Here is a 10,709-nt window from a genome sequence, read left to right on the forward strand (position 1 = left end):
CCCTCAAAGGGCAGCTCGAAGTTTTCTGGTGGGGTTGAGGGTAACTCGCTTTTACGGTACATTAGCACTAATTAGAGAAGATGCAAGGGTGATGCAAGGGTTTTAAGAGATTCTAGCAGATTTAAGTGCATTTGGGAAGCTCTCAATCAAGCTAAAAGCCCTTTCCTGTAAGGTTTTTACCATTATTCAGCAAACCCTAATTAGAATGCCAAAAGGTCAGGAAAAACGCCTCAAGGCTACACCAATCAGGATAGTAACCCCGAAAAAGAGACGATACCAGACGAAAACCCAGGTACTCTGTTTTTTGAGATAATCTAATAACCAAGCGATCGAAAGATAGGAAAATATCGCCGAAGAAATTACCCCAATAGCGAGGGGAATTAATTCACTGGTGTTAATCTGGTCGAGAACTCCTTTAAATTCCACTAAACCGGCTAAAGTTATCGCCGGAATCCCCAACAGGAAGGAAAATCGCGCCGCTACGGCCCTTTCTAAACCCATGAATAACCCGGCAGTTAAGGTGGACCCAGAACGAGATACCCCCGGTATGAGGGCTAAAGCTTGGGCTAATCCCATTAAAACCCCGTCTTTTTGTCGCAAAGTCTCAAAACTGCGTTTATGTTTCCCGATTTTTTCGGACGTACCTAAGAGTAAAGCCATGACTATGGAGGCACTGGCGATCGCTGTCATGCTTCTCAGGGGGGAATTATCTAAATCGGGAATGAAAAGTTTCATTAACAAACCGAAGAAAACGATCGGAATTGTGCCTAGGATAATCCCCACGGCTAAACGAAAATCCTGGGAACGATAATCGGAACTAGCCACCGCTTTCACCATTCCCGTGGATATTTGCCTTAAATCCTGCCAAAAATAGGACAATACCGCCGCAATACTGCCCAATTGAATCACTGCTGTATAGGTGACACCGGGATCTCCCCAACCCAAAAAGACGGGAATCGCTTTTAGATGAGCGGTACTGCTAATCGGCAAAAATTCCGTCACTCCCTGCACAAATCCCAAAAAAATCGCCTGTAACCAGTTAATTTTTGCCAGAGGTATGGTGCTAGTGGTTGATTGGGCAATGACGGCGGGTGTAATCGCCAAAATCACCGTTATTATCGCTAGTCCTAGCCATTTATAGCTTTTTTTCAGGAAGGAAAACATCATTTTTCAGTAAAAAAAGGGTTGGGTGTTGGGTGTGGGGGGTTAGGTAAATTAACTAATCAATATTACTGCCTTTTGTCTATTTCCCATTCTCCTATCTCCTATCTCCTATCTCCTATCTGCTATCTGCTATCTGCTATCTGCTATCTCCTGTCTCCTAATCTCCTGTCTCCTATCTCCTATCTCCTGATTTAAGTATAAATACTTGTTGACAACTCGTAGTCGTTATGAGTACACTTAATTTAGACAAACTCGAAATGAGTACGACTTAGTAATTAGGAGTTGAAGATTATGCTACCAAACCGAGAAGGACAGAGAGTTCCCGATGTCACCTTTCCTGTACGTCAAAATAATCAATGGGTGAACATCACCAGCGAGGAATTATTCAAAGGAAAAACCGTTGTTCTTTTTGCCTTACCCGGGGCATTCACTCCCACCTGTTCCACCTCCCATTTACCTGGATATAACGAATTAGCCCCTGTTTTTCGGGAAAATGGCGTAGATGCTATTGTTTGCTTGTCGGTGAATGATACCTTTGTCATGAACGAGTGGGCAAAAGATCAAGAATGTGATAATGTCGTCTTAATTCCCGACGGTAACGGCGAATTTAGCGCAGGAATGGGGATGTTAGTCGATAAAGCTGACTTAGGTTTCGGTAAACGTTCTTGGCGCTATTCGATGCTAGTCAAAGATGGTGTTATCGAGAAAATGTTCATCGAACCGGAAGAACCGGGAGATCCTTTCAAAGTCTCCGATGCGGAAACGATGTTACACTACATCAACCCAGAAGCCAAAAAACCGCCTTTAGTCTCTCTTTTCTCGAAAGTGGGCTGTCCCTACTGCCTCCGGGCCAAGAAAATGTTAGAAGAAAAAGGCCTACAATACGAAGAAATTATCCTCGGACGCGATGCCACCAGTCGTTCTCTGCGGGCTATGAGTGGTAATACCACCACCCCACAAGTCTTCATTAACGGCCAATTAATTGGCGGTTCGGAAGAATTAGCGGCTCATTTAGGAGCATAATCAATCAGTTAGACCTCAAGTTATCTGGCTCTTCTGGTTTCTGTGTGGAAACGAGGTCTATACTGATAGTTTCTTCGACAAAATAGTCCTAAAAGTGTTACCCGATAAGCATTTCACGATTCCATAAGCAAAAATTATCACACAAAGTCGAGAAGAGCCGTTATCTTTCCATTGCAACTGGAGAGATATCTGTGAGAGGTTTTGCCCGGGCAAGTTAGAGCTTTTTTGTTGGGTGTGATTGTAGTCTGATGTATTTCGTTAATCATTTATAGCGTTTCTCAGTCTTATAAAGTACACCATCTGTTGCCTGTTCCCTAACTAAAACCAGAAACTTTGTGCCTCACAAGTATGAGAATTGCTGATTTTGTGAAAGCCCGTGACTTCATAAAGCCAAATGAAAAGGTAGTCGTTATCTTTACAGAGGGAAAACACTTTGTTCTCCACGATGACAACACTGGTTCAACGGGTCAGTGGAAGATCGATCCCAATCGTGAAGTTGACCGTATTATTCTTTATCATCGTGATGATGAGAATAATGCGAATAATTTGTACATAGCGAACCATGCTGGTGCAGAGCCAGCAGACAGGGAAGGTCGATACGACATTCGATTAACTCATGTTCAGTACATAGGGGCAACATCCGTAAATTGGGTTGAGTTTGCTGAAGGTGGGCAAAACCCAATTCGGTATCTTCCTTGATGTAGCTTTGATTACTGAAGGTTCTTGTCATCCACTAATAGGTAGGTGAGAACACGAGGTAAACTATAAGCGGGGAGATTGTGGTGAAAACTTATGAAGTTGACTGTAACACTTGACCGTGACGAAGATGGAGTTTGGGTTGTAGAATGCCCCAGCATTCCGGGTTGTGTCAGCCAAGGTAAAACGAGAGCAGAAGCTCTTGAAAATATCAGAGATGCAATTATCGCCTGCCTTCAAGTTCGTGCAGAACGTGGGCTACCCCTAACGATTGAAACTCACCAAGTAGAGGTAATGGCCTAATCATGTCCTCTGCTCTTCCTGTTCTCAGCGGACGTGAGGTAGTCCGAGTATTTGAAACCTTCGGCTGGCAAGTTGCGCGTCAAAGTGCCAGCCATATTATCATGGTTAAGGAGGGCGAACAGGTAACACTCTCTGTTCCTGATCATCGTGAAGTGGCAAAGGGTACGCTTCGTAGTCTTATTCGTACTGCTGGAATTACGGTACAAGAATTTGTTTCTGGCATGAGATGAGCGATAAGAGAGGTCTGACAATTCGAGTGCAGCAGACGGACGAAGGCTGCTGATGCTCAGTTCAAGGTTGTCTGATGCCGCTGATTCGAGCCGTTACTTGTACTGAGCGCATTGGAAGTATCAGTTATCAGCTACTTGTTTTCCGAATTAATTGGCCGTTTTTCAGTTTATTATCAACGTCCAATAGGATCAAAATCAGTCCCTTATGCACCCACAAAAATTATCGAGTATTCTGTTAACTGATCAAGGAGAAAGATTATGGTAGCCATTCCAGTCAAAACCAAAACCACGGGACAATACTACGCCACCCGCATCGATTTAGCATTAGATATCCGCAAAGCTATTGTTGAAATCCTAAGCCAAACCCTTGCCGCTAGTTTAGACCTAAAAACTCAGGTTAAACAAGCCCACTGGAATGTAAAAGGTTTAAATTTCTACCAATTGCACAGCCTCTTCGACGAAATGGCCACGGAATTAGAAGGCTATGGGGACATGGTAGCAGAACGGATTACCGCTTTAGGTGGAACCGCTTTGGGAACAGCGCGCATCGCCGCCGCTAACTCGATTCTACCGGAATATCCGGCTGATATCGTCGATGGTAGTGAACATATCCTTGCTTTAGCCGAACGTTATGCCTTATACGCCGCCCATCTTCGTTCTGCTATTGATACCACTGGCAATCAAGGGGATGCCGACACAGCAGATCTCTATACGGAAATCTCCCGGGACATCGATAAACGTCTCTGGTTCCTAGAAGCGCATCTGATTAAATCGGAAGATGTTATCGGTTAAATATAGATAAATTTGGGGTGTGTTAACGTAGCTTAATACACCTTAAATTCTCGTAATCGGTAAACGTAGCCAATCACTTATAGTCATTTCAATTAAAATTGAGAATATCAATCCCAGAGTTCATAAGGGTTTTGAAGAATTTTGTCGGTCTAGACTGTATCAGACTTATCTGAAATGACTATAACTACTATAGTTGAAACCCGATTAAATTTTCGATCGCCTTGACCAAATCTTGATTAGTCCAATTCTGGTACAGATAAGCAGCGATCGCACATCCCCCCGCACCGACTCCCTCTTTGACGAAACCCTGTTCATAAGCTTGCAAAACCGGGTATTTAGAGGCGGAAAAGTTTAATTGTGTGGCTAATAGGGGTATTTTTCCGATCAGGCTGGCTAATCCCACCGTATCCCCTGTTTTATCTTCCGCTACCCAACGAGTTGTGCCGACGATGATATTTTCCCAGTTAACCGGATAGGCATATTTAGTCACTAGAGCTTGAATTAGGGCAGAAACGGCTAACATTTGGGTTCCTCCGGCGAGAAGTACCCCACCCTGCCCACTGGCGGCGATGGCCATGCCAGCGACGAAAATCTGCTGAGGATCGCCTAGGGCGGCGATTACCTCAAAAGGATCAAAAATTTCTTTTCCGGCTAATCCCTGCTCAACTATTGCCTGTTTCTGAGCATGATTGCACTGGGGATGGCTGCTGTTAACTTTGCCGTTGGCTCGATAACCCAATCCGGTGAGGATGGCGAGGGCGGTGGTGGTGCCACCGACCACACACTCGCCGATAATTAGATAACTAGACTGGCGGGCTAGTTTTTCGCCCCAGGTTAGTCCTTGGGCGAACAGGTGTTTTACTATGGGGAGATCTAGGGCGCGGCCGGTGGAGAGACAACGGGCCGGTTGTCCCCCCAGTTCGATATAATCGACGGCCGGGGGCAAGGGTAAACCGGCGTTAAAAACGAGGACGGGAATGGCTAATTTTTCCACCACGGCGCGGGTAATATAGGCAGGAGAGGCTCCCACCGTTAGGGGGGGTAAGGGATAACGGGGATGGGGTGAAACTCCTTTAACGATAAATTCGGCATCGGCGATCGCTGTATATTTTCTATCTTCCGGGGTAGCACCAGCGGTGGAGATTCCGGGGATTAATCCCGTCTCGGTAAAACCTAAAACTAGGGCAAATATCGGAGAAGATTTTTGATGGCGCTCTAACCAATTTTGCCCCCGTTCGATTTCCGTGTAAATTTTAATCATCTGTTGATTTTGTCCTCTTACTTATTACTATTTCCCTCTCTCCATGAGATGATCTTTGATTTCAAGATATTTAGAAAATAAGTTATCAATACTAGCCAGTTTTGCCCCGTATGCTAAGGCTGTAGCCATAATAATACGGTCAAAAGGATCTTTGTGAATGGGAGATAAATTAACGGCTCTAATGGCAATTTCGGGGGTAATTGAAAATATATCTATTTTAGCTACTGTTAAAGCTTGTTGAATCCACTCTTGAAGGGGATAACTTAATTCTAATCTCCCCCGTTGGTTAGCCAGGGCTATTTCATAGCAAGAAATGGGGGAAACTCCGAGAGATTCTGCTAACTCAAATTTTTCTAGCCAATGCTCGGGAAATCTGTCAAAATTGCCATTTATTAACCACAACCAAATATGAGTATCAAGCACAATTACTTCAGACATTCCCAATCTTCTTCATCTACAATAGGACTGACCATATCACCTAGTATTTTAGCTTTACCCACCATATTCTCAACTGGAAAATGACGTTTGAATAAGGATGGTTTTTCTTCTAATAAGTTGTTTTTGCTGGCGGTGAAATTTTTAATTAATTGATAAAGTTCATCTAGTTGTTCTTCAGGTAAATTATCAATTGCTGTTTGAATAAGTTCTTTAACAGTCATAGTTTTACTCTCTATTTTCTGAACTTGAGTTATACTATAACACAACGGTTCCTTCAATAAAGGGACTCATCTTGAGATTTTACCTAAAATACAGCAGACTAAAAAGACTCATTTAAACCGTTTATTCTTAGATTAGCGGAATCTCCCCTAATGCAAGAGTGCCTCGTCTCAAAAAGTAATTTAAACACTTAACAGCTTATGTCTCTCCTGTCTTCTGCAATTATCGATACTTGGCGACGTTTTTACCGAGATCCCCTGGCAACAATAGGAGCGATCGCATTAATTATAATTATTCTTGCCGTCCTATTCGGTCCGATTTTTTATCGGGTCCCCATCGATACCATTGATTTTAGTCAAACCACTGCTCCCCCTAGTTTAAAACATCTTTTCGGCACTAATGATCTGGGACAGGATCAATTGGCGAGGATTTTGGTGGGGGGTCGAATTTCCCTGGCGGTGGGGATTGCTGCTATGATGGTGGCGATGATTTTAGGAACGGCGATCGGGGCTATTTCCGGGTTTTACGGGGGGGCGATCGATGGCTTATTGATGCGATTAACGGATTTATTTCTATCTTTGCCCCAATTACCCCTACTTTTGCTGATTGTCTATCTATTTCGCGATAGCATCAAGAAAATCGCCGGACCCGAAACGGGTATTTTTATCCTCGTGGTTTTGGTGATCGGGGGTTTAAATTGGATGTCGGTGGCGCGATTAGTGCGGGGAAATTTCTTAAAATTACGAGAGATGGAGTTTATCTCGGCTGCGATTGCTTTGGGGGCCACTCCTTTCCGTTTAATCTGGGTGCATTTATTACCTAATGTTTTGGGAATGATTATCGTGGCGGCCACTTTAGCCGTGGGTAATGCGATTATTACCGAGTCAACCCTGAGTTTTTTGGGTTTGGGTTTCCCCCCCGATGTGCCGACTTGGGGACAAATGTTATTTAAAGCTAAAGATTACTTGACAACTGCCCCCCATTTGGTCATTTTTCCCGCTCTAGCTATCGTGATCACGGTGTTAAGTATTAATTTTATCGGTGATGGTTTACGCGATGTCTTCGATCCTCATGTTTGAGGAACTGTGGAACTGGATAATTGCCGAAAAGTACCCAGAACCTCTATGATGATCAGTAACGATGGCGAGGAAATAAATACTGTGAGTAGCGTAACTGTCATTAGCGATCAGAAGTTTGACCAAGAGGTTTTTGAGGTCGAAAAACCCGTTTTAGTCTATTTTTGGGCGAGTTGGTGCGGTCCGTGTCGTCTGATATCCCCCTCGATCGATTGGGTAGCCAACACCTACGGCGAACGGCTAAAAGTAGTTAAACTAGAGGTGGACCCTAACCCCAACTCGGTGGCTAAATGTGATGTGAAAGGTGTTCCCGCTTTACGCATCTTTAAAGATAAAAAACTTATTGCCACTCATGAAGGGGCGATCGGCAAACAACAATTACAATCTTTTATCGATACCTATGTCAGCTAATTAGGTATCTGTGGTTATGAATAACTTAACCCTAGCACACCGCTTACAGGCACTCCAATCCAACGTTTTTGCCGATATGGATCGGGCAAAAGCTGCCAGTAGAGAAGCGGGTAATATCATTATCGATCTTTCGCTCGGTTCCTCCGATCTTGGGGCTGCTCCCCACGTTGTCGATGCTATTGAGCGATCTCTCCACGATCCTCACACCCACGGCTATTTACTCCATAATGGGACCAGAGACTTCCGAATAACTGCCGCTAACTGGTATAGCGATCGCTTTGGTGTTCCCATCGATCCAGAAACGGAGGTTTTACCCCTAATTGGTTCTCAGGAAGGCACGGCCCATCTACCTTTGGCCCTTCTCAATCCCGGAGATTTTGCCCTACTCCTCGATCCGGGTTATCCCTCCCATTTGGGCGGTGTTGCCCTTGCAGGCGGTCAAATCTACGGAATGCCAATTTTGGCAAAAAATGACTTTCTGCCAGTTTTAGAGGACATTCCTGACCTAGTGCTGGCACAATCGAAGCTGATGGTCTTGAGTTATCCCCATAATCCCACCACAGCGATCGCACCTTTGGCATTTTTTCAAAAAGCGGTTGATTTTTGCCGTCAGCATAATTTAGTCTTAATCCACGATTTTCCCTATCTAGACATCTTTTTTGAGGGAACATCGCCCCCCCCGTCAATTTTACAGGCCGATCGAGATAAAACTAATTCGATCGAGTTTTTTACCTTTTCCAAGTCCTATAATATGGGCGGTTTTCGCATCGGTTTCGCCATTGGCAACCCGCAGTTAATTATGGCTTTGCGACAGATTAAAGCCATGGTTGATTTTAATCAGTATTTGGGCATTCTCAACGGTGCGATCGCTGCTTTAACCGGTAATCAAGATTCGGTCAAGGAAACCGTCGCTATCTTCCAAAAACGCCGGGATGTGTTTATTAATGCCCTAAATCGCATCGGTTGGCCTGTTTCCACTCCGGCCGCCACTATGTACGTTTGGGCGAAAATTCCCCCCAGTTGGGCGGGTAATTCCGTCGATTTTTGTCGGCAATTGGTGGCCCAAACCGGTGTCGCGGTCTCTCCCGGTTCCGGTTTTGGTAAGGGTGGTGAGGGTTATGTGCGTTTTGCCTTAGTTCACGATCCCGATATTCTAGAGGCTGCCGTGGAGAAAATTGGGGCTTTTTTGGGATCAAATCGACATTTAACCTGATTTTGTCCTAAAGTGAAACCCTGATTTTACAATTTAGCTTAAGTTAAGGCACACAGCTTATGCTCGATCCCGTCGTTAATGCGGCCCGGATACTTTGGGAGTTTTATAACGTCCATAAAGATCCGGTGAACCTACTCTTAACCACTGCCTTTTCCGGCTTTGGCTTGACGGGGCTGAATTGGTGGCGCGAAAAACAGCAAAAACGGCGCCGCGCAAGAATCGCAGGCGATAGCTTGCCCTTTAGAGTCGTGCGTCCAAACCAGGATGTATTTCCCGCGATCTTTGGACGGGAGAGGGCAGAATATCTCTATCCTAGCCTGATTGACTGGGATATTCCCCTTCAAGATCGGGAACTGGATATCAACCATTTAGCTGAAATAATAAGGTTATTAAATGATGACCTGTGGGTGATCATTACGGGTCCGGCTGGGATCGGTAAAACTAGAGAGATGGCGGAAGTCGCCCTTCGTTTCATCCGTCGGGGTTGGACGGTAATGGTATTCACTGGTACGTTGGAGGGAGATCAATTTCCTCGAGAACAGTTTCTAGATGTGCGAAGAAATGTGCTTTTTATATTTGACGATTTGCATATTCAAATGAGGCGCAGTCAACCGACTCGGGAAAATCGAGCTACAGAAGAGCAATCCTTGCCGACCGACCGACCGTTACAAGAACGATTATTGGCGGCGCTGGATCATTGCGATCGCTTTTATATTCCCGATAGGCGGATCAAGGTTTTGGCGACCGCTAGAGATGAAACCGTCAGCGATGATCCCAGATTGGTTAGCCCATGGGAGATGTTGCAATGGGAGCGATACCCCCTCTGGCGCCGGTTTACGCGCTATCGATTACCCAAACCGGAAAATCAGGCGGTCGCGTCCTGGTTAGAAAGAGTGTCGAATCTTACGGGAATTCAACTGGAATGCCCCCCGGAAGAGATCGCAGGGTGTAATGACGGAACATTTCAAAATCTGGTGAACAATTTTGAAATTTTACTGGCTGGCGACAGTCAGGAGGGTCGTTCTTTGTCCCTAAGTCGAGAAAATTTTAAGGATACTCTCCGGGGATCTTGGGAAAAGTGTTATCAAGACGCGTTTAAGTTAGAGCCTTTGGCTAAAGAGTTATACGACGCTGTTTATTTATTACAACAGGCGAATATCCCCCTAAAGGCGTTTGTGGTGGAGCGAGTCGCGTTGATGTTAGTCCGGGGAAATCGCTGGCAAAAAGTTCGCTATCAGTGGCGGATTAAAAAGGCCTTAAAAAAATTAGAAGCGAGGGAGGGAATTTTATCCCCCCGCGATGGGCAGATCGAGGGAAAGGGGGAGTTACTGAGTCTAGAGGATTATTTGGAAAAGCTACTCGGGTTATTTTTAGCCCTGTTAGACCGATTTCCCCTCGAGGTCAAAGAGGCGCTGGATAAGGTGAGCAATAAGTTGTACGATAAGGAAAACTATGCAGAATCGCTGAGGGGCTATGATGCTTTAGTTAAATATTTTCCTAAAGATGAAAATTTTCAATTGATGCGTGGGAACAGTCTGTATTATCTGAAAATGTATGAAGAGGCACTGTCTGCTTACGAGGAAGCCATTAGATTGAAACCTGATTATGAAGCCGCTTGGTACAATAAAGGACTTATATTTGGAAATTTAAAGAGGTATGAAGAGGCGCTGTCTGCTTACCAAGAAGCCATTCGATTGAAACCTGATGATGATTACGCTTGGAATGGGAAAGGAAATCAATTAGCAAATTTAGGTAGGTATGAAGAGGCGCTATCTGCTTACGAAGAAGCTATTCGATTGAAACCTGATGATGAAGCCGCTTGGCTTGGTAAAGGTAATCAACTAGCGAATTTAGGAAGATATGAAGAGGCGCTATCTGCTTAC

At 44.7% G+C, this 10,709-nt stretch carries 13 protein-coding genes; 9 read left to right on the top strand and 4 right to left on the bottom strand.

Annotated features, from left to right (window positions below; all coding sequences use genetic code 11):
- Nucleotides 1-216: 216 nt before the first annotated feature.
- Nucleotides 217-1,167 carry an undecaprenyl-diphosphate phosphatase gene (locus tag H6G40_RS21620; protein WP_069474193.1) on the bottom strand — a complete coding sequence of 317 codons (951 nt, stop codon included), beginning with the start codon at nt 1,165-1,167 and terminating at the stop codon, nt 217-219.
- Between the two features lie 288 nt (nt 1,168-1,455).
- Here H6G40_RS21620 and H6G40_RS21625 point away from each other — a divergent pair, with 288 nt between their 5' ends.
- From H6G40_RS21625 to dps, 5 genes are all read left to right on the top strand, one after another.
- Complete coding sequence (locus H6G40_RS21625) at nt 1,456-2,187, top strand: glutathione peroxidase (RefSeq protein WP_002738486.1); 732 nt, start codon at nt 1,456-1,458, stop codon at nt 2,185-2,187.
- A 348-nt stretch (nt 2,188-2,535) separates the two neighbouring features.
- Nucleotides 2,536-2,886: a hypothetical protein gene (locus H6G40_RS21630; RefSeq protein WP_002739434.1), complete on the top strand. Its 351-nt coding sequence runs from the start codon at nt 2,536-2,538 to the stop codon at nt 2,884-2,886.
- Nucleotides 2,887-2,979: 93 nt separating this feature from the next.
- Nucleotides 2,980-3,186, top strand: a complete 207-nt coding sequence (locus H6G40_RS21635) for a type II toxin-antitoxin system HicB family antitoxin (RefSeq protein ID WP_002739432.1) — start codon at nt 2,980-2,982, stop codon at nt 3,184-3,186.
- A gap of 2 nt (nt 3,187-3,188) precedes the next feature.
- The gene (locus tag H6G40_RS21640; RefSeq protein WP_002739431.1) at nt 3,189-3,416 is read left to right on the top strand and encodes a type II toxin-antitoxin system HicA family toxin; all 228 of its coding nucleotides are present in this window, start codon (nt 3,189-3,191) and stop codon (nt 3,414-3,416) included.
- Between the two features lie 258 nt (nt 3,417-3,674).
- Nucleotides 3,675-4,208, top strand: a complete 534-nt coding sequence (gene dps, locus H6G40_RS21645) for a DNA starvation/stationary phase protection protein Dps (RefSeq protein WP_069474194.1) — start codon at nt 3,675-3,677, stop codon at nt 4,206-4,208.
- 187 nt (nt 4,209-4,395) lie between these two features.
- Here dps and cobT read toward each other — a convergent pair whose 3' ends face one another.
- The 3 genes from cobT to H6G40_RS21660 are packed head-to-tail and all read right to left on the bottom strand — an operon-like array spanning nt 4,396 to nt 6,128.
- Nucleotides 4,396-5,469, bottom strand: a complete 1,074-nt coding sequence (gene cobT, locus H6G40_RS21650) for a nicotinate mononucleotide-dependent phosphoribosyltransferase CobT (RefSeq protein ID WP_123231232.1) — start codon at nt 5,467-5,469, stop codon at nt 4,396-4,398.
- A gap of 27 nt (nt 5,470-5,496) precedes the next feature.
- Nucleotides 5,497-5,907 (bottom strand): type II toxin-antitoxin system VapC family toxin, encoded by a 411-nt coding sequence (locus H6G40_RS21655; protein WP_123231231.1) that lies wholly within the window; start codon nt 5,905-5,907, stop codon nt 5,497-5,499.
- A complete protein-coding gene (locus H6G40_RS21660) occupies nt 5,895-6,128 on the bottom strand; it encodes a hypothetical protein (RefSeq protein ID WP_002739069.1) in 234 nt (77 codons plus the stop codon). Before H6G40_RS21660 ends, H6G40_RS21655 begins: the two co-directional genes overlap by 13 nt.
- A 198-nt stretch (nt 6,129-6,326) precedes the next feature.
- Between H6G40_RS21660 and H6G40_RS21665 the strand changes: the two genes are divergently transcribed.
- From H6G40_RS21665 to H6G40_RS21680, 4 genes are all read left to right on the top strand, one after another.
- Nucleotides 6,327-7,205, top strand: a complete 879-nt coding sequence (locus tag H6G40_RS21665) for an ABC transporter permease (protein WP_190538232.1) — start codon at nt 6,327-6,329, stop codon at nt 7,203-7,205.
- 45 nt (nt 7,206-7,250) lie between these two features.
- Nucleotides 7,251-7,613, top strand: coding sequence for a thioredoxin family protein (locus tag H6G40_RS21670; RefSeq protein ID WP_002774854.1), 363 nt, complete (start codon nt 7,251-7,253; stop codon nt 7,611-7,613).
- A gap of 16 nt (nt 7,614-7,629) precedes the next feature.
- Entirely contained in the window at nt 7,630-8,826 is a 1,197-nt protein-coding gene (locus tag H6G40_RS21675) for an LL-diaminopimelate aminotransferase (RefSeq protein ID WP_123231230.1), read from the top strand.
- Nucleotides 8,827-8,885: 59 nt separating this feature from the next.
- Nucleotides 8,886-10,709 (top strand): tetratricopeptide repeat protein (locus H6G40_RS21680; protein ID WP_190538233.1); only part of this gene is annotated, 1,824 nt, incomplete at its 3' end.

Origin of the sequence: Microcystis viridis FACHB-1342 (assembly GCF_014698335.1) — a bacterium.
GTDB lineage: Bacteria > Cyanobacteriota > Cyanobacteriia > Cyanobacteriales > Microcystaceae > Microcystis > Microcystis ichthyoblabe_A.

Excerpts from the sequence above, each read along its gene's own strand:
- H6G40_RS21620 (WP_069474193.1), bottom strand. The coding sequence starts at position 1,167 with ATGATGTTTTCCTTCCTGAAAAAAAGCTATAAATGGCTAGGACTAGCG.
- H6G40_RS21625 (WP_002738486.1), top strand. The coding sequence starts at position 1,456 with ATGCTACCAAACCGAGAAGGACAGAGAGTTCCCGATGTCACCTTTCCT.
- H6G40_RS21630 (WP_002739434.1), top strand. The coding sequence starts at position 2,536 with ATGAGAATTGCTGATTTTGTGAAAGCCCGTGACTTCATAAAGCCAAAT.
- H6G40_RS21635 (WP_002739432.1), top strand. The coding sequence starts at position 2,980 with ATGAAGTTGACTGTAACACTTGACCGTGACGAAGATGGAGTTTGGGTT.
- H6G40_RS21640 (WP_002739431.1), top strand. The coding sequence starts at position 3,189 with ATGTCCTCTGCTCTTCCTGTTCTCAGCGGACGTGAGGTAGTCCGAGTA.
- dps (WP_069474194.1), top strand. The coding sequence starts at position 3,675 with ATGGTAGCCATTCCAGTCAAAACCAAAACCACGGGACAATACTACGCC.
- cobT (WP_123231232.1), bottom strand. The coding sequence starts at position 5,469 with ATGATTAAAATTTACACGGAAATCGAACGGGGGCAAAATTGGTTAGAG.
- H6G40_RS21655 (WP_123231231.1), bottom strand. The coding sequence starts at position 5,907 with ATGTCTGAAGTAATTGTGCTTGATACTCATATTTGGTTGTGGTTAATA.
- H6G40_RS21660 (WP_002739069.1), bottom strand. The coding sequence starts at position 6,128 with ATGACTGTTAAAGAACTTATTCAAACAGCAATTGATAATTTACCTGAA.
- H6G40_RS21665 (WP_190538232.1), top strand. The coding sequence starts at position 6,327 with ATGTCTCTCCTGTCTTCTGCAATTATCGATACTTGGCGACGTTTTTAC.
- H6G40_RS21670 (WP_002774854.1), top strand. The coding sequence starts at position 7,251 with ATGATGATCAGTAACGATGGCGAGGAAATAAATACTGTGAGTAGCGTA.
- H6G40_RS21675 (WP_123231230.1), top strand. The coding sequence starts at position 7,630 with ATGAATAACTTAACCCTAGCACACCGCTTACAGGCACTCCAATCCAAC.